Here is a 17,956-nt window from a genome sequence, read left to right on the forward strand (position 1 = left end):
TGTGGTTGGCGGCCTGGGCTCGGGGGCGGACTACCAGGAGGTCGATGTTGACGTGGGAGGGGCGGGTGATCGCCCAGGCCGCCCCGGAATCCGGGGCGGCCCTCAGCCGTCGTGTCGCCGCCTACCGCTCGTCCGGCAGCCAGCCGAGCTGCACCAGCGGGGCCCCCCGCTTGCGCGAGACGAAGTACCCGCGGCCCGGAGGCATCGGCCGGGCGCGGACGTTGCCCAGCACCTCGCCCTCCATCGGGTCGCCGGAGAGCACCACGCCCTGCGCGCCCAGCTCCTTCATCCGGGTCATGACCTGCTCGAACATCTGCCGCGACACACCGCTCGCGCTGCGCGCGATGATGAAGCGGACACCGACGTCGCGGGCGAAGGGCAGATGCTCGGTCAGCACCGCCAGCGGGTTGCCGCTGGACGTGGCGACCAGCTCGTAGTCGTCGACGATGATGAACACCTTCGGGCCCGACCACCAGCTGCGGTCGCGCAGCTGCTGCGGCGTGATGTCGTTGCCCGGGGTGCGGCGCACCATCATGTCGCGCAGGGCCGCCATATGGCCCTCCATCGCCGTCGACATCGGCGCGTACTCGAGCAGATGCGACTCCGGGATCGCCGAGAGCAGCGAGCGGCGGTAGTCGCCGACCACGATCTTGGCCTCGTCGGGGCTGTAGCGCTCGGCGATCTGCTTGGCCAGCAGCCGCAGCAGGCCGGTCTTGCCGGACTCGCTCTCACCGAAGACGAGGAAGAACGGGTCGGTCTCGAAGTCGACGTAGACCGGCTCGAGGTTGTTCTCGTCGATGGCGAAGGCGATGCCGCGCTCCGGTGCGTCGTTGCCCTTGGGCAGCTCCGCGGCCTGCAGCAGGCGCGGCAGCAGCCGCACCGCCGGGGCCTGCGGTCCGCGCCACGCCTCGGCCGACGCGGTGCACAGCGCGGCCGTCGCGTCCGAGAGGGCGTCGTCGGAACCGACGCCGTCGATGCGCGGTACGGCGGCCATGAAGTGCAGCTTCTCCGGGGTCTGGCCGCGGCCGGGGACGCCGGTGGGGACGTTCGCGGCGACCTTGCGGTCGAACTCCGAGTCCATCGTGTCGCCCAGCCGCAGCTCCAGCCGGTTCATCAGCTGGTCCTTCAGCGCCGCCCGCACCTCCATCGAGCGGGAGGCGGTGAGCACCACGTGCACGCCGTAGCCGAGACCGCGGGAGGCGATGTCCGTGACGATCTGGTCCAGGCCCTCGTACTCGGTACGGAAGCCCTGCCAGCCGTCGATGACCAGGAAGACGTCACCCCACGGCTGGTCGGTCAGATCGATCTCGCCGCGCGCCCGGCGGCGCCGGAAGGTCGCCACCGAGTCGATGCCGGCGGCGCGGAAGTACTCCTCGCGCCGGTTGAGGATGCCGTACACCTCGGCGACGGTGCGGCGTACCCGCTCGGGGTCGAGCCGGGAGGCGATCCCGCCCACGTGCGGCAGGCCGGCGACCGACGACATGCCGCCACCGCCGAAGTCCAGCCCGTAGAACTGCACTTCCTGCGGGGTGTGGGTGAGCGCGAAGGCCGCGATCAGGGTGCGCAGCAGCGTCGACTTGCCGGACTGCGGGCCGCCGAGGATCTGCATATGGCCGGCCGCGCCGGAGAAGTCCCGCCACAGCACGTCGCGGCGCTGCTCGTACGGCTTGTCCACCAGGCCCAGCGGTACGGTCAGCCGGCCCGGCTGCACCGCCTCCGGCCAGACCAGGCCGCGGCCCTCGAGCTTGGTGAGGCCGGGCAGCAGCTCGTCCAGCGACGGCGGGGCGTCCAGCGGCGGCAGCCACACCTGGTGGGCGCCGGGTCCCTTGCCCTCCAGCCGGCCGACGATCACGTCGAGCACGGTGTCGGCGAGCGCGTCGTCGTCCGAGTGGCCCGCGCGCGGCGAGGGGACGACGGGCACCGGATCGGTGACGGCCCGCGACACGGCCACCGGCGCGGCCGTGAACAGCACCGGCGGACGCAGCACCGCGGGCGGCGCCGAGGCCGCGGTGTGCGCGGCCTCCTCGCCGGGCGTGCGGTAGACGCCGGAGACGTACGCCGCCTTGAAGCGGACCATCTCGTCCGTGCCGTACTTCAGATAGCCGGAGCCGGGGACGGACGGCAGGTGGTACGCGTCCGGCACGCCGATCGCCGCGCGCGACTCGGCGACCGAGAAGGTGCGCAGACCGATCCGGTACGACAGATACGTCTCCAGACCGCGCAGCCGCCCCTCCTCCAGGCGCTGCGAGGCCAGCAGCAGGTGTACGCCCAGCGAGCGGCCGATCCGGCCGATCTGGACGAACATCTCGACGAACTCGGGCTTGGCCGTGAGCAGTTCGCTGAACTCGTCGATGACGAGGACGAGGGAGGGGACGGGCGTCAGCGGGGCGCCGGCGGCGCGGGCGCGCTCGTACGCGTGGATGTTGGCGTAGTTGCCGGCGTCGCGCAGCATCTCCTGGCGGCGGTTGAGCTCACCGCGGATGGAGTCCGCCATGCGGTCGACGAGGGTGAGGTCGTCGGCCAGGTTGGTGATGACGGCCGCCACGTGCGGCATCTCGGACATACCGGCGAAGGTCGCGCCGCCCTTGAAGTCCGCGAGGACGAAGTTCAGCGTCTCCGAGGTGTGCGTCACCGCCAGGCCCAGCACCAGCGTGCGCAGCAGCTCCGACTTGCCGGAACCGGTCGCGCCGACGCACAGGCCGTGCGGGCCCATACCGTCCTGCGCGGCCTCCTTGAGGTCCAGCATGACGGGCGAGCCGTCCTCGCCCACGCCGATCGGCACGCGCAGCCGCTCCGCCGTCGAACGCGGCCGCCAGGTACGGATCGTGTCGATGGTCGCCGCGTCGCCGAGGCCCAGCAGGTCCGTGAACTCCAGGTTCGCCAGCAGCGGCTGCTCGCTGTCGTCCCCGCCGGCCGACGCCATGCGCAGCGGCGCCAGCTGCCGGGCCAGGGCCTCGGCGGACGTGGGCGCGAGCAGGTCGGGCTCCGCGAGGTACACCTCGCCGGCGCCGGAGTCGAGCTCCAGCCGCCCCGGTCGTACGACCATGGCGAGGCCGCCGCGGGAGGCGTCCATGTCACCGGGCACGACCTCGATGACGGTGACACCCTGCAGGCCCTCGGGGGAGGCGAGCACCGAACCGGGCGGCACCATCGTGCCGTCGAGGATCAGCACCAGGTGCGGGTCGTCCAGCAGCGGCTGGCCGCCGGCGTTGAACCGCGGCCGCGACTCCAGCCGGTCCGCGAGCAGCTCCTCCAGCTCCAGCGCGCTGTTCGCGATGAGGCGGCGGCTGCCGGCGCCGTCGGCCTCACCGGGCAGCTGCGCGTGCGGCAGCCACTTGGCCCACTCCCACTCGCGGACCGCACTCTGCCCCGCGGCTATCCCGATGACCAGGTCGTCGGGGGAGTGCATCGAGGCCAGCTGGCCCACCATCGAGCGCGCCATCCCGTACACCGAGTCGCGCTCGCCGCTCACCGTCAGGTGGTAGAAGGCGCGCAGGGACACCGCCAGCGGCAGACCCTCCACCGTGGAGTGGGTGTTGAGGAACTGGTGCATCGCGCCGGCCGTCAGCGGCTCCAGCTCGTCCACGGGCCGCGTCTCCGGCGCGACGAGCGCCGTCGCCAGGCGCTGCGGGCCGATCCCCACCCGTACCTCGGCGAAGTCCTCGTCGCCCGCGCGCCGCTCCCAGACCCGGCTGCCTTCGGCGACCAGCGCCCACAGCTGCTCGGGGGAGGGGTGCAGGTAGAACTGCGCGTCGCGCTGCTTGCGTACGGTCTTGCGGACCTGGCGGCGGGTCTGCGCGAGGTACTTGAGATAGTCGCGGCGCATGTCCGCCATCTCGCCCTGGGTGCCCTTGCGGAACCGTACGACCATCGCCACGATCATCGCGACCATGGCGGCGATCATCACCATGCCCATGATGCGCATGAAGGGGGGCGCGCCGGGGTTGAAGAAGAAGACCACCATGGTCCCCATCCCCAGCATGGGGAGGATCTGCATGAGCACACCCTCCTGATAGCCGCGGGGCAGCTCGGGGGGCGATTCCAGCCGCAGGTCCTCGCTCGGCACGTCAGGGGGCAGAGCCCGCGGCTGGCGTTTGACGACGATGTGGGTCACTGCGCTACCAATCCCTCGTGTACGAGGGCGGTATCGGCCCCCGCGGCCGTGATCCTACTGGTCGCCCCCGACCCCCCGCATGCCCCCTGCGCCGCGCACCCCGCCCGCCCCCTCGCACCCGCCCCCGGTGAACGCCCTTGAGGGCCACCGGCCCTCTCCGTGAAACCTCCCGGGGCGGACCGCCGTACCCGCGCAACGGCCGCCTCCCGAAGGGGGCCTGGGGGCGGAGCCCCCGCAGCTCCGTCGCGACGGTAAGGTAAGCGCCCGGCGTATGGCGCCCGCGCGGCGCGAACACGGGGAAGGGGAGCGGACGGGTGAGTACGGTGACCTCGGGGGCCGCGGCGCGGCCCGCATCACAGGGCAGAAGCGCGTACAGCAGGGGCGGCAGCCACACGACCGCGTCGGCGACCGGCTTCGTCCGCGTGACGATCGTCGCGCCGGACGGACGGATCGACGTCGCGCTGCCCGAGGACATCCCGGTCGCCGACATCTACCCGGAGATCCTGCGGCTGTCGGGCCAGACGCCCGCCGCCGGCGGCCCCGTCGGCTACCACCTCGTACGCCGCGACGGCACCGTCCTGGACAGCTCCCGCACCTTCGGCGGCATGCGCATCGTGGACGGCGAGGTCCTCGCCCTGCGCCCGTTCGCCGAGTCCCTCCCGCCCGCCGTCTTCGACGACGTCTCCGACGCGGTCGCCTCCGCGGTCGCCAAGGACCGCAAGATGTGGAGCGACGGCCTCCTGCGCACCGCGGGGCTCATCGGCGGATCCGTCCTCCTCGCCCTGATGGCCTTCGTGCTGTGGTTCGCCGACCCCGTCGGCCACGACATGCACAGCCTCCCCGGCATCCTCGCCGCGGTCGTCGGCATCCTGCTGGTGGCGGTCGCCGGCGTACGGGCCCGGGTGTACGAGGACCGCGCCTCCGCCGTGGCGCTCGGCCTGGGCGCCATGCCGCACATGATGATCGCCGGCTCCGGGCTCATCGCCCCGTCCGAGGGACACGGCATCGGCCGGCTGCAGTTCCTGCTCGGCTGCGTCGCCGTACTGCTGGCGGCCTCCGTGCTGATCGCGCTGTCGCCGGCCGGCGACGGCCCGTTCGTGGCGGTGGCCTTCGCGTCCACCACGGGCACCCTCGTCACCTTCGTCGCGACGCGCGCCGACATGGCGCCCGTCGAGGCGGCCTCCCTGTGCGCCCCGTTCGCGCTGGGCGCGATCGCCTTCCTCCCCGGGCTCTCCACCCGCTTCGCCCGGTTGCCCATCGGCTACGCCGCCCCCCGTTCGGCGGCGACGTACGACGTGGACCCGGACGCGGTGCCCGAGACGGAGGGCGCGATGGACGCCGAGCGGATCGCCGCCCAGGCGCGTCGCGGACACGAGCTGCTGGTGGGTCTCGTCGGCGGCTGCGCCGCCGTCGGTGTCGGCGCGGCGGCGGTGCTCGGTTTCTCCAGCGACGGGTGGGCACAGCTGCTGGCGCTGGCCACGGGCATGTCGCTGCTGCTGCGGGCGCACCTCTTCCGCTACACCTCGCAGGTGACGTCGATGCTGGTGGCGGGCCTCGGCTCGCTCGTCCTGCTGGGCATCGGCCTGGCGCTGCGGGTGCCGGACGACCTGGTCAAGGACTATCTGCAGGGCGACACCTCCGCCCTGGACCTGCGCACGGTGTGGCTGGCGGCGGTGTTCGCGCTGGCGGTGGCGGTGATCGTGGCGATCGCCCTGATCGTGCCGCGGTCCGGGGTGACGCCGTTCTGGGGCCGCTTCATGGAGCTGTTCGAGTCCGCGGCGCTGCTCTCGCTGCTGCCGCTGTGCCTGGCGGTGCTGGACGCGTACTCGGCGGCCCGCAGCCTCACCAGCTGACCGCTGCCGAGGGGGGCGAACGTCCCGCCGAAAGTCCCCCCGAACGCCCGCCGGCGTGGCATGCGCCACGCCCGAAATTCGCCTCCTACGCGCAATAGTGGAAACCCGGTGTCCGATTCGGGACTTTCGGACCGGGAAACCAGGGACCTTCGGAAAGGGCCCGCCCGGACTTCCGTCCAGGGCGGGCCCTTTCCGTCGGCGGCACGGCCAACGGCGACACGGGCCGCCACCCACTGGCCCGATATGTCCGAAAAGGTGGGTTCGCGATGCATCCGTAAAGGGCGGAAATGCCCTGACGTGGCTACGGTCCGCGTTAGTAATTGCCCTATTTGAACCCCTAGTCCACCCGCGTTACCAATGAGTGCACTTTCCCCGGTCCGCTCCGGGGTGTCGTCCCCGGAGGTAACGCCCGCATGCACACCGCTCTCGCTCACCGCATACGCAACGCTGCCGTACTGGGCTCTGGCCTCGGCCTCGCCCTGGCGCTCTCCGGCGCCGCCATCGCGAACTCGATGGAGCCCGCGGCCCCCAAGGCCGCCGTGGCCGCGGCCACCACCAAGACCACCGCCGCCGCCGGCGCCGCCACGACCGCAGCCGCGGCGAAGAAGGCCGAGAAGCCCGCCGCCAAGCCCGCGGCGAAGAAGGCCGAGAAGCCGGCCGCCAAGAAGGCGAAGCCCGCCCCCCGGACGGCGACCAAGGCCGTCAAGCCCGTCAAGAAGCCCGTCAAGAAGCCCGTCACCAAGCACGTCGCCGCCAAGGCCGCCCCGGCCACCGGCTGGGTCACCCCGGTGACCGCCCACTTCACCTTCAGCGCCGGCTACAGCCAGGGCGGCGCCCTGTGGGCCCACAAGCACTCCGGCCAGGACTTCGCCGCGCCCACCGGCACCCCGGTGCACGCCGCCGCGTCCGGCACCGTCGTCACCAACGGCTGGGGCGGCGCCTACGGCAACCAGATCGTGATCCGCCACGCGAACGGCATGTACACGCAGTACGGCCACCTGTCGCAGAGCAAGGTCTACACCGGCCAGCACGTCACCGCGGGCAGCACGATCGGCCTGATCGGCTCCACCGGCAACTCCACCGGCCCGCACCTGCACTTCGAGGTCCGCACCACGCCGTACTACGGCTCCTCGGTCAACCCGCTGAACTACCTGGCCGGCAAGGGCGTCCGGTACTGACCACGCCCGGGTACGGACCGGTCCGCACCGGCTGGTAACCTGGATGACTGCGCCCGAGTAACACGTCAGACCCCCTGTGAAGCGGACCAGGGGCGCTCGGCCGCAACCGACACCAAGGAGAAGGTATGTCGCTCGACTCTGCGACCAAGAAGCAGATCATGGCCGAGTTCGGTACCAAGGAGGGCGACACCGGCTCCCCCGAGGTTCAGGTCGCGATGCTCAGCCGTCGTATCTCGGACCTGACCGAGCACCTGAAGACCCACAAGCACGACCACCACTCCCGCCGTGGTCTGCTGCTGCTCGTCGGCCAGCGCCGCCGCCTGCTGCAGTACCTGGCGAAGAAGGACATCCAGCGCTTCCGTGCGCTGGTCGACCGCCTCGGCATCCGCCGCGGCGCCGCCGGCGGCGTCAAGTAACGCTCTCGACAGGGAGCGGTTCCCACACCCGGGAGCCGCTCCCTTTCGCGTATCCGCCGCCCGCCGGGGGGAGCGATCCCACCGGCCGCACCGCCACCAGTGCACGCCAGGCGTCGTGACGAGCGCCGAAGCTTTGTAGTCTGGTGGCGAGCACACAGATGAATACGGGGAGCAACCGCCTCCGCCGCGCCCGCAGGCGTAAGCCACAGGCCTACCTGCGCCGGTCCTCGGTAGTGGCCCCCGGGTCCGTACCCGGAGGCTTCGATCGAAGACCGGCCCGGTCCGAATGCGCCGCCGGCCGGCCCGGTCCGGCGGAAGCTCTCCGACCACCGCCTCCCGCCACACGGGCGAGGGGCGTACACCGCCCCGGGCCATACGGGTGAGGGGCGCAGACGAGGAGATATTCCGAGTGGAGAACGAGACCCACTACGCCGAGGCTGTCATCGACAACGGCTCCTTCGGCACCCGCACCATCCGCTTCGAGACGGGCCGCCTGGCCAAGCAGGCCGCCGGCTCCGCCGTCGCGTACCTGGACGACGACACCATGGTGCTGTCGGCCACCACCGCTTCGAAGAACCCGAAGGACCAGCTCGACTTCTTCCCCCTGACGGTGGACGTCGAGGAGCGCATGTACGCGGCCGGCAAGATCCCCGGCTCCTTCTTCCGCCGCGAGGGCCGGCCCTCCGAGGACGCGGTCCTCACCTGCCGCCTGATCGACCGCCCGCTGCGCCCGTCCTTCAAGAAGGGCCTGCGCAACGAGATCCAGATCGTCGAGACGGTCATGGCGCTCAACCCCGACCACCTGTACGACGTGGTCGCCATCAACGCCGCCTCCTGCTCCACGCAGCTGGCCGGCCTGCCGTTCTCCGGTCCGATCGGCGCCACCCGGGTGGCCCTGATCAAGGGCCAGTGGGTGGCCTTCCCGACCCACACCGAGCTCGAGGACGCCGTCTTCGACATGGTCGTCGCGGGCCGTGTGCTCGAGGACGGCGACGTCGCGATCATGATGGTCGAGGCCGAGGCCACCGAGAAGACGATCCAGCTCGTCAAGGACGGCGCCACCGCGCCGACCGAGGAGGTCGTCGCCGCCGGTCTCGAGGCCGCGAAGCCCTTCATCAAGGTCCTGTGCAAGGCCCAGTCGGACCTCGCCGCCAAGGCCGCCAAGCCCACCGGCGAGTTCCCGGTCTTCCTGGACTACCAGGACGACGTCCTGGAGGCCCTGACCGCCGCCGTCAAGGACGAGCTGGCCCAGGCGCTCACCATCGCCGGCAAGCAGGACCGCGAGGCCGAGCTGGACCGCATCAAGGGTCTGGCCGCCGAGAAGCTGCTCCCGCAGTTCGAGGGCCGCGAGAAGGAGATCTCCGCCGCCTACCGCGCGCTGACGAAGTCCCTGGTGCGCCAGCGCGTCATCAAGGACAAGGTCCGCATCGACGGCCGCGGCGTCACGGACATCCGTACGCTGGCCGCCGAGGTCGAGGCGATCCCGCGGGTCCACGGCTCCGCCCTGTTCGAGCGCGGCGAGACCCAGATCCTGGGCGTCACCACGCTGAACATGCTGCGTATGGAGCAGCAGCTGGACACCCTCTCCCCGGTGACCCGCAAGCGCTACATGCACAACTACAACTTCCCGCCCTACTCCGTCGGTGAGACCGGCCGCGTCGGCTCCCCGAAGCGCCGCGAGATCGGCCACGGCGCCCTCGCCGAGCGCGCCATCGTGCCGGTGCTGCCGGCCCGCGAGGAGTTCCCGTACGCGATCCGCCAGGTGTCCGAGGCCCTCGGCTCCAACGGCTCGACGTCCATGGGCTCGGTCTGCGCCTCCACCATGTCGCTGCTGAACGCCGGTGTGCCGCTGAAGGCCCCCGTCGCCGGTATCGCCATGGGCCTGATCTCCCAGGAGATCGACGGCGAGACGCACTACGTCGCCCTCACCGACATCCTCGGTGCGGAGGACGCGTTCGGCGACATGGACTTCAAGGTCGCCGGTACGAAGGAGTTCGTGACCGCCCTGCAGCTGGACACCAAGCTGGACGGCATCCCGGCCTCCGTGCTGGCCGCGGCCCTGAAGCAGGCCCGCGACGCCCGCCTGCACATCCTCGACGTGATGATGGAGGCCATCGACGTCCCGGACGAGATGTCCCCGAACGCGCCGCGGATCATCACGGTGAAGATCCCGGTGGACAAGATCGGCGAGGTCATCGGCCCCAAGGGCAAGATGATCAACCAGATCCAGGAGGACACCGGCGCCGACATCACGATCGAGGACGACGGCACGATCTACATCGGCGCCGTCGACGGCCCGTCCGCCGAGGCGGCCCGCGCCACGATCAACGCCATCGCCAACCCGACGATGCCCGAGGTCGGCGAGCGGTACCTGGGCACGGTCGTGAAGACCACGACCTTCGGCGCCTTCGTCTCGCTGATGCCCGGCAAGGACGGTCTGCTGCACATCTCGCAGATCCGCAAGCTCGCCGGCGGCAAGCGCGTGGAGAACGTCGAGGACGTCCTCGCGGTCGGCACCAAGGTGCAGGTCGAGATCGCCGAGATCGACCAGCGCGGCAAGCTGTCCCTCATCCCCGTCATCGAGGGTGAGGACGAGAAGAACGAGGACTCCGACAAGAGTGACGCGTAACACCCGCGAGACGGCCCGCCCCTCCCTGGAGGGGCGGGCCGTCCCCCGTCCCAGGCGCACCGAACCCGCCCGCCGGGCAGCGACCCGCACGGTGCTGCCGGGCGTCGACGGTGTCGGCACGGTCCGCAAGACCACCCTCCCCGGGGGCCTGCGGATCGTCACCGAGACCCTGCCCTCCGTGCGCTCCGCCACCTTCGGCATCTGGGCGCACGTCGGCTCCCGCGACGAGACCCCCTCGCTCAACGGCGCCACCCACTATCTGGAGCACCTGCTCTTCAAGGGCACCCGGACCCGGTCGGCGCTCGACATCTCCGCCCCCATCGACGCGGTCGGCGGCGAGATGAACGCCTTCACGGCGAAGGAGTACACGTGCTACTACGCGCGCGTGCTCGACTCCGACCTGCCGCTGGCCATCGACATCGTCTGCGACATGCTGACGGGCTCAGCCATCCGGGCGGAGGACGTCGAGGCCGAGCGCAACGTCGTACTCGAAGAGATCGCGATGACCGAGGACGACCCCGGCGACTGCGTCCACGACCTGTTCGCCCAGACGCTCCTCGGCGACACCCCGCTGGGCCGCCCGGTCCTCGGCACGGTGGAGACGGTCAACGGCCTCACCCGGGACCGCATCGCCCGCTTCTACAAGAAGCACTACGACCCCACCCGCCTCGTCGTCGCCGCGGCCGGCAACATCGACCACGCCTCGGTCGTACGCCAGGTCCGCCGGGTCTTCGAGCAGGCGGGCGCCCTCACCCGCGAGGACGCCGTGCCGGCGGCCCCGCGCGCGGGCAGCCAGAAGATCCGCGCCGGTGGCCGCGTCGAGCTGCTGGAGCGGCGCACCGAGCAGGCCCACGTCGTCCTCGGCATGCCGGGTATCGACCGGCACGACGAGCGCCGCTGGGCGCTCAGCGTGCTGTCCACCGCCCTCGGCGGCGGTATGAGCTCGCGCCTGTTCCAGGAGATCCGCGAGAAGCGGGGCCTGGCGTACTCGGTGTACTCGTACACCTCGGGCTTCGCCGACTGCGGACTGTTCGGCGTGTACGCCGGCTGCCGCCCCGGCCAGGTCCAGGACGTGCTCAAGCTCTGCCGCAACGAACTGGAGCAGATCGCCGCGCACGGCCTCACCGACGACGAGGTCCGCCGCGCCGTCGGCCAGCTCTCCGGCTCCACCGTGCTGGGCCTGGAGGACACCGGCGCGCTGATGCACCGCATAGGCAAGAGCGAGCTGTGCTGGGGCGAGCAGCTGTCGGTCGACGACATGCTGGCGCGCATCGGCTCCGTGACCCCGGACGACGTACGGGCGGTCGCCCGCGACGTACTCGGACAGCGCCCGTCGCTGGCCGTCATCGGCCCGCTGGGCGACAAGCAGGCCGGCCGGCTGGCGGACGCCGTCAGCTAGCCCGCCGGACGCCAACCGGCCCCGACCGAACGAGGAAAACACGCATGTCAGCCAAGCTCCGCGTGGCAGTGATCGGCGCCAGGGGCCGGATCGGCTCCGAGGCCGTACGGGCGGTCGAGGCCGCCGACGACATGGAGCTGGTCGCCGCCCTGACCCGCGGCGACAGCCTGGACCGGCTCACCGAGGCGGGCGCGCAGGTCGCCGTGGAGCTGACGCATCCGGACTCCGTCATGGAGAACCTGGAGTTCTGCGTCCGCAACGGCATCCACGCCGTCGTCGGTACGACGGGCTGGACGGACGAGCGCCTGGAGCGGCTGACGGGCTGGCTGGCGGACAGCCCGTCCACCGGCGTGCTCATCGCGCCGAACTTCTCCATCGGCGCGGTGCTCACGATGCGCTTCGCCACCCAGGCGGCCCGCTTCTTCGAGTCCGTCGAGGTCGTCGAGCTGCACCACCCGAACAAGGCCGACGCCCCCAGCGGCACCGCCACCCGCACCGCCCAGCTGATCGCCGAGGCCCGCCGCGCCGCGGACCTCCCGCCGCAGCCGGACGCCACCGCGACGTCCCTCCCCGGGGCGCGCGGCGCGGACGTCGACGGGGTGCCCGTCCACGCCGTACGCCTGCGCGGCCTGCTCGCCCACCAGGAGGTCCTCCTCGGCGACCAGGGCGAGACGCTGACCATCCGGCACGACTCGCTGCACCACAGCTGCTTCATGCCGGGCATCCTGCTGGCCGCGCGCCGGGTCGTGGCGACGCCCGGCCTGACCTTCGGCCTCGAACACTTCCTCGACCTGGACTGACTGCCGTGCGTTCCAAGATCACGTATTTCCTGCTGGCCGCCGTCCTGGTCGTCTACTTCTTCCTGGCCGGGACCCGCGGCTGGATCCTGATCCGCGACGGCCGCCCGGTCACAGTCGCCTTCGGCATCGCGGTGCTCGTCCTGCCGCTGATCGGCATCTGGTTCCTGTGGCGCACCACCCAGTTCGCCGTACGGGCCGGACAGCTGGCGCGTGAACTCGAGGCCGAGGGCGGGCTGCCCGAGGACGAGCTGAGGCGCACGCCCGCCGGGCGCATCGACCGGGACTCCGCCGACGAGGTGTTCGCCAGGTACCAGGCGGAGACGGAGGCCGCGCCGCAGGACTGGCGCAGCTGGTTCCGGCTGGCCGTGGCGTACCACGACGCCCGCGACACCCCGCGCGCCCGCCGGGCGATGCAGCGGGCGATCGCGCTACACCGGGGGACAGCCGTCAGGCGATGAGCTCCGCGCCCCACGCCTCGATGGTGTCGGCGGCGCGCTCGAAGGCCTCGGGGCGGCCCAGGAAGTCGGCGTTCTTGTCCGTCAGCAGCGCGCGGCTGTCACCGCCGGGCGTGTGCGCCACGACGGCCTGGCCCTGCACGCTGCGGGGGAGGCCCAGCCACTTCACCGGCTGCTGCGCCGTACGGACCACGGAGACCTGATCCCAGGACAGCGTCTTGGTGTAGAGGAAGTTGACCAGGCGCACGCCCCGCGCGCTCACCCACACGCCCATCCGCAGCACGCGCAGCGCGGCGGCGGTGACGGCGAGCGCGGAGACGAAGCAGGCGACGGCACCGCTGGCGGAGCCCGCCATCAGCATGATGACCGTGGCGAGCAGCAGATACGAGACGATCAGCAGCGCCAGCGCGGCACCGCCGACCCGCCAGGGTCCCGGCCGGTACGGACGCCTCCAGTAGTCGTGCTCGGCGTGGGGGAGCGGGCCGTCGCCCGCGAGCTCGCCGAAGTCGCGGTCGGCCGCCAGGAAGGGCAGGGGCACGGCAGATCCTCACGTCGTCGATTCGCCTTGCCCGGTGAGATTATCGGGGCGGTGGCAGTGGTTCCACCCCGGTACGGCGGACGGGTGCCCGCTGCGGCGTCACGGCTGCGTCGAGCCGGTCTCCGTCTGCTGCGCCGTTCCCGAGCCGGGCTGGGCGCTCTGCAGGGCCGGCATCCCGAAGAACAGGGCCCCCACCAGCCCTCCCGCGACCAGCAGACCCACCAGGGAGCGCCCGGCCATCTGCCCGGAGGTGGCGTGGCGCCGCCGCGGCGGCGCGACATTACTGCGGAAACGATCCGCCTCGGCTATGAACGAAAACGGCACGTGTTCCTGGCGCCGGCCGGACATGAGAACCCCTCCCCAGCCCACATGTGTCCCTATTTACTGGGCTATCGGCAAGCGTAACAAGGTGTGTCCGTAAACTTTCTGTTTGCTTCCGCCCCAGGACTCCGGCCCCGCCCGTCCCGGCCGCGCGGGCCGCGGCAGCCCGCCGCGGAACAGGACTGTCGGTGGCGCCCCATAAGCTGGTCCCGCCCGTAGAGAACCGCCGCACGGAAGGACCCGCCGGTGACCGAGACCGTCGAGGCCGCGAGCCCCACCACCCCCACGTTCAGGAGCGACGTCACCGTCGAGCTCGTGAAGCACAGCGCCTCCGACCGGGACGTGCTCTGGGCCGCCCGGGTCTCCACCGCGGGCGAGCACTCCCTCGACGAGCTGCAGAAGGACCCGGAGCGCTCCCGGGGCCTGATCAACTATCTGATGCGGGACCGCCACGGCAGCCCCTTCGAGCACAACTCGATGACGTTCTTCGTCAGCGCCCCGATCTTCGTCTTCCGCGAGTTCCACCGGCACCGGGTCGGGTTCAGCTACAACGAGGAGTCGGGCCGCTACCGGGAGCTGGAGCCGGTGTTCTACGTCCCCGGCCAGGACCGCAAGCTGGTCCAGGAGGGCCGCCCCGGCAAGTACGTCTTCGTCGAGGGCAGCCCCGAGCAGCACAAGCTGGTCACGGAGACGATGGAGGAGTCCTACCGCCGGTCGTACGCCGCATACCAGGAGATGCTCGCCGCGGGCGTCGCCCGCGAGGTCGCCCGCGCCACGCTCCCGGTCGGCCTGTTCTCCTCGATGTACGCCACGTGCAACGCGCGCTCGCTGATGCACTTCCTCGGCCTGCGGACGAAGCACGAGCTGGCCAAGGTGCCCTCGTTCCCGCAGCGGGAGATCGAGATGGTCGCCGAGAAGATGGAGGCCGAGTGGGCGAAGCTGATGCCCCTCACCCATGCGGCCTTCAACGCCAACGGCCGCGTCTCCCCCTGACCGGCTAGCGGGATGCGGGCCCTGAACGGCTCGGTGCGGCCGCCGGGGCGGGCCTCACCCGAACAACCCGGCGAACCGTTCAGATTGCCCCATTTTGGGAAGTTCGCATACGCTGAGATCACGGACCCGGCACTGCTTGAACCCCCGAGCAGGCAGTGCCGGGTTCCCCTGCTGCACTGACCTACGAGTAGCGTGGGACCCATGGCTCCGACTTCCACACCGCAGACCCCGTTCGGACGGGTGCTGACCGCCATGGTCACCCCCTTCACCGCGGACGGTGCGCTCGACCTCGACGGCGCGCAGCGGCTCGCCGCCCATCTGGTGGACTCCGGCAACGACGGACTGATCGTCAACGGCACCACCGGTGAGTCCCCCACCACCAGCGACGCGGAGAAAGCCGACCTGGTGCGCGCGGTGGTCGAGGCTGTCGGAGCCCGCGCCCACGTCGTCGCCGGCTGCTCCACCAACGACACCCGGCACAGCGTCGAGCTGGCCCGCGCCGCCGAGCAGGCCGGCGCCCACGGCCTCCTCACGGTGACGCCGTACTACAGCAAGCCCCCGCAGGAGGGGCTCTACCGCCACTTCAAGGCGATCGCCGACGCGACCGACTCCCCGGTGATGCTCTACGACATCCCGGGCCGCTCCGGAGTACCGATCAACACGGACACCATGATCCGGCTCTCCGAGCACCCGCGGATCGTCGCCAACAAGGACGCCAAGGGCGACCTCGGCCGCGCCAGCTGGGCCATCGCCCAGACGGGTCTGGCCTGGTACTCCGGCGACGACATGCTGAACCTCCCGCTGCTCTCCGTCGGCGCCGTCGGCTTCGTGTCCGTCGTGGGCCACGTCGTCGCGCCCGAGCTGCGCGCCATGCTGGAGGCCCACCTCAGCGGCGACACCCGCAAGGCCACCGAGATCCACCAGCAGCTGCTGCCGGTCTTCACCGGCATGTTCCGCACCCAGGGCGTGATGACCACCAAGGCCGCCCTGAACCTCCAGGGCCACCCCGCCGGCCCGCTGCGCCCGCCGCTCCTCGAGCTCACCGCGGCCGAGACCGAGCAGCTCAAGCGCGACCTCGCCGCGGGCGGAGTACACCTGTAGCCCCGTCCCGGACCGGCCTTACCCCCGCGGCTGCGCCCGAACGGCGCAGCGTCCCAGCGCGGTGGAGTAATCGCGCGGCCACCAGACGTCATAACTGAATAGAGCACACCAACACATAAGACACGCGCGCTCCCGTACCCCTCTGGGCCATCGCCTGCGACCGGCCCGGGGCGTACGCCGGCGCGCGTGGTGAGGAGAAGTCCATTGAGTCATCCCCATCCCGAACTCGGCCCCCCGCCGCCGCTCCCCGAGGGCGCGCTGCGTGTCACGCCGCTCGGCGGCCTGGGCGAGATCGGCCGCAACATGACGGTCTTCGAGTACGGCGGCCGGCTGCTGATCGTCGACTGCGGTGTCCTGTTCCCCGAGGAGGAGCAGCCCGGCGTCGACCTGATCCTGCCCGACTTCACGACCATCCGGGACCGCCTCGACGACATCGAGGGCATCGTCCTGACGCACGGCCACGAGGACCACATCGGCGGCGTCCCCTTCCTGCTCCGCGAGAAGGCGGACATCCCGCTGATCGGCTCCAAGCTCACCCTCGCCCTGATCGAGGCCAAGCTCCAGGAACACCGCATCCGGCCGTACACCCTCGAGGTCAAGGAGGGCGACCGGGAGCGCGTCGGCCCCTTCGACTGCGAGTTCGTGGCCGTCAACCACTCCATCCCCGACGCCCTCGCCGTGGCCATCCGCACGCCCGCGGGCATGGTCGTGCACACCGGCGACTTCAAGATGGACCAGCTTCCGCTGGATGGCCGCCTCACCGACCTGCGCACCTTCGCCAAGCTCGGCGAGGAGGGCATCGACCTGCTGCTGGTCGACTCCACCAACGCCGAGGTCCCCGGGTTCGTACCGCTGGAGCGGGACATCTCCAGCGTGCTCCGCGGGGTCTTCGCGGGCGCCAAGAAGCGCATCATCGTGGCCAGCTTCGCCAGCCACGTCCACCGCATCCAGCAGATCATCGACGCCGCGTACGAGTACGGGCGGAAGGTCGCCTTCGTCGGCCGCTCCATGGTCCGCAACATGGGCATCGCCCGCGACCTCGGCTACCTCCGGGTCCCCCCGGGCCTGGTCGTCGACGTCAAGACACTCGACGACCTCCCCGACAACGAGGTCGTCCTCGTCTGTACAGGCTCCCAGGGCGAACCCATGGCGGCGCTGTCCCGGATGGCCAACCGCGACCACCAGATCCGCATCGTCGACGGCGACACGGTCATCCTGGCGTCGTCGCTCATCCCGGGTAACGAGAACGCGGTCTACCGCGTGATCAACGGCCTCACCCGCTGGGGCGCCAACGTGGTCCACAAGGGCAACGCCAAGGTCCACGTCTCGGGCCACGCCTCGGCCGGCGAGCTGTTGTACTTCTACAACATCTGCAAGCCGAAGAACCTGATGCCGGTCCACGGCGAATGGCGCCACCTGCGCGCCAACGCCGAACTCGGCGCCCTCACCGGCGTCGCCCCCGACCGCATCGTGATCGCCGAGGACGGCGTCGCGGTCGACCTGATCGACGGCCGCGCCAAGATCTCGGGCAAGGTCCAGGCCGGCTACGTGTACGTCGACGGCCTCTCGGTGGGCGACGTCACCGAGTCCTCGCTGAAGGACCGCCGCATCCTGGGTGAGGAGGGCATCATCTCGGTCTTCGTCGTCGTGGACTCCACGACCGGCAAGATCACGGCGGGCCCGTACATCCAGTCCCGCGGCTCCGGCATCGAGGACTCCGCCTTCGCCGCGGTCATCCCCAAGATCGAGGAGGCCCTGGCCAAGTCGGCCCAGGACGGCGTCGTCGAAACTCACCAGCTCCAGCAGCTCGTTCGGCGGGCCGTGGGCAAGTGGGTATCGGACAGCTACCGCCGCCGCCCGATGATCCTCCCGGTCGTCGTAGAGGTCTGACCTGCGGATTTCACCCGTACGGACGGCCAAGCCCCGCCGATTTGCGTTGGGCCTGGCCGTCCAGTACGTTTACGACACCGCCTGAACGAGAGCCGGGGCCATCGCGCCTCCAGGACTCGGGAGTTCGGGTAGGTAAAACGATCCCCTCCGGCGGGAATCAGACACCGAAAAAGGTCTGATAGAGTCGGAAACACCGAAGGGAAGCGCCCGGAGGAAAGCCCGAGAGGGTGAGTACGAAGGAAGCGTCCGTTCCTTGAGAACTCAACAGC

The 17,956-nt window shown here is 71.1% G+C and carries 13 protein-coding genes and 1 pseudogene; 10 read left to right on the forward strand and 4 right to left on the reverse strand.

Annotated features, from left to right (window positions below; genetic code table 11):
• Window positions 1-76 (reverse strand): annotated as a pseudogene (locus AB0M28_RS35670) (oxidoreductase); the annotation flags it as partial.
• A gap of 45 nt (window positions 77-121) precedes the next feature.
• The gene (eccCa, locus tag AB0M28_RS35675) at window positions 122-4,114 is read right to left on the reverse strand and encodes a type VII secretion protein EccCa (RefSeq protein ID WP_365414148.1); all 3,993 of its coding nucleotides are present in this window, start codon (window positions 4,112-4,114) and stop codon (window positions 122-124) included.
• Window positions 4,115-4,437: 323 nt separating this feature from the next.
• Between eccCa and eccD the strand changes: the two genes are divergently transcribed.
• The 7 genes from eccD to AB0M28_RS35710 all read left to right on the forward strand — a co-directional run bounded on the left by eccD (window position 4,438) and on the right by AB0M28_RS35710 (window position 12,847).
• Entirely contained in the window at window positions 4,438-5,967 is a 1,530-nt protein-coding gene (gene eccD, locus AB0M28_RS35680; RefSeq protein WP_365414168.1) for a type VII secretion integral membrane protein EccD, read from the forward strand.
• 413 nt (window positions 5,968-6,380) lie between these two features.
• Entirely contained in the window at window positions 6,381-7,145 is a 765-nt protein-coding gene (locus tag AB0M28_RS35685) for a M23 family metallopeptidase (protein ID WP_365414150.1), read from the forward strand.
• Window positions 7,146-7,270: 125 nt separating this feature from the next.
• Window positions 7,271-7,561, forward strand: a complete 291-nt coding sequence (rpsO, locus tag AB0M28_RS35690) for a 30S ribosomal protein S15 (RefSeq protein ID WP_365414152.1) — start codon at window positions 7,271-7,273, stop codon at window positions 7,559-7,561.
• A 409-nt stretch (window positions 7,562-7,970) separates the two neighbouring features.
• The gene (locus AB0M28_RS35695) at window positions 7,971-10,190 is read left to right on the forward strand and encodes a polyribonucleotide nucleotidyltransferase (RefSeq protein WP_365414153.1); all 2,220 of its coding nucleotides are present in this window, start codon (window positions 7,971-7,973) and stop codon (window positions 10,188-10,190) included.
• Between the two features lie 25 nt (window positions 10,191-10,215).
• Entirely contained in the window at window positions 10,216-11,589 is a 1,374-nt protein-coding gene (locus AB0M28_RS35700; protein WP_365414170.1) for a pitrilysin family protein, read from the forward strand.
• A 44-nt stretch (window positions 11,590-11,633) separates the two neighbouring features.
• Complete coding sequence (gene dapB, locus AB0M28_RS35705; RefSeq protein ID WP_365414155.1) at window positions 11,634-12,389, forward strand: 4-hydroxy-tetrahydrodipicolinate reductase; 756 nt, start codon at window positions 11,634-11,636, stop codon at window positions 12,387-12,389.
• A gap of 5 nt (window positions 12,390-12,394) precedes the next feature.
• Window positions 12,395-12,847 (forward strand): hypothetical protein, encoded by a 453-nt coding sequence (locus tag AB0M28_RS35710; protein ID WP_365414157.1) that lies wholly within the window; start codon window positions 12,395-12,397, stop codon window positions 12,845-12,847.
• On the opposite strand, the gene AB0M28_RS35715 is transcribed toward AB0M28_RS35710, so the two are convergent.
• The gene (locus AB0M28_RS35715) at window positions 12,837-13,382 is read right to left on the reverse strand and encodes a hypothetical protein (RefSeq protein WP_365414159.1); all 546 of its coding nucleotides are present in this window, start codon (window positions 13,380-13,382) and stop codon (window positions 12,837-12,839) included. The genes AB0M28_RS35710 and AB0M28_RS35715 overlap by 11 nt on opposite strands.
• A 99-nt stretch (window positions 13,383-13,481) precedes the next feature.
• Complete coding sequence (locus AB0M28_RS35720; RefSeq protein WP_365414160.1) at window positions 13,482-13,730, reverse strand: hypothetical protein; 249 nt, start codon at window positions 13,728-13,730, stop codon at window positions 13,482-13,484.
• 219 nt (window positions 13,731-13,949) lie between these two features.
• Between AB0M28_RS35720 and thyX the strand changes: the two genes are divergently transcribed.
• The 3 genes from thyX to AB0M28_RS35735 all read left to right on the forward strand — a co-directional run bounded on the left by thyX (window position 13,950) and on the right by AB0M28_RS35735 (window position 17,687).
• A complete protein-coding gene (gene thyX, locus AB0M28_RS35725) occupies window positions 13,950-14,696 on the forward strand; it encodes an FAD-dependent thymidylate synthase (protein ID WP_365414162.1) in 747 nt (248 codons plus the stop codon).
• A gap of 201 nt (window positions 14,697-14,897) precedes the next feature.
• Window positions 14,898-15,797 (forward strand): 4-hydroxy-tetrahydrodipicolinate synthase, encoded by a 900-nt coding sequence (gene dapA / locus AB0M28_RS35730; RefSeq protein WP_365414164.1) that lies wholly within the window; start codon window positions 14,898-14,900, stop codon window positions 15,795-15,797.
• Between the two features lie 204 nt (window positions 15,798-16,001).
• Window positions 16,002-17,687, forward strand: coding sequence for a ribonuclease J (locus AB0M28_RS35735; protein WP_365414166.1), 1,686 nt, complete (start codon window positions 16,002-16,004; stop codon window positions 17,685-17,687).
• Window positions 17,688-17,956: the final 269 nt, after the last annotated feature.

It is taken from the genome of Streptomyces sp. NPDC051940 (genome assembly GCF_040680895.1).
Classification (GTDB): domain Bacteria; phylum Actinomycetota; class Actinomycetes; order Streptomycetales; family Streptomycetaceae; genus Streptomyces.

Coding starts and splice junctions, on each gene's coding strand:
- AB0M28_RS35685 (WP_365414150.1), top strand. CDS start 6,381: ATGCACACCGCTCTCGCTCACCGCATACGCAACGCTGCCGTACTGGGC.
- rpsO (WP_365414152.1), top strand. CDS start 7,271: ATGTCGCTCGACTCTGCGACCAAGAAGCAGATCATGGCCGAGTTCGGT.
- dapB (WP_365414155.1), top strand. CDS start 11,634: ATGTCAGCCAAGCTCCGCGTGGCAGTGATCGGCGCCAGGGGCCGGATC.
- AB0M28_RS35720 (WP_365414160.1), bottom strand. CDS start 13,730: ATGTCCGGCCGGCGCCAGGAACACGTGCCGTTTTCGTTCATAGCCGAG.
- dapA (WP_365414164.1), top strand. CDS start 14,898: ATGGCTCCGACTTCCACACCGCAGACCCCGTTCGGACGGGTGCTGACC.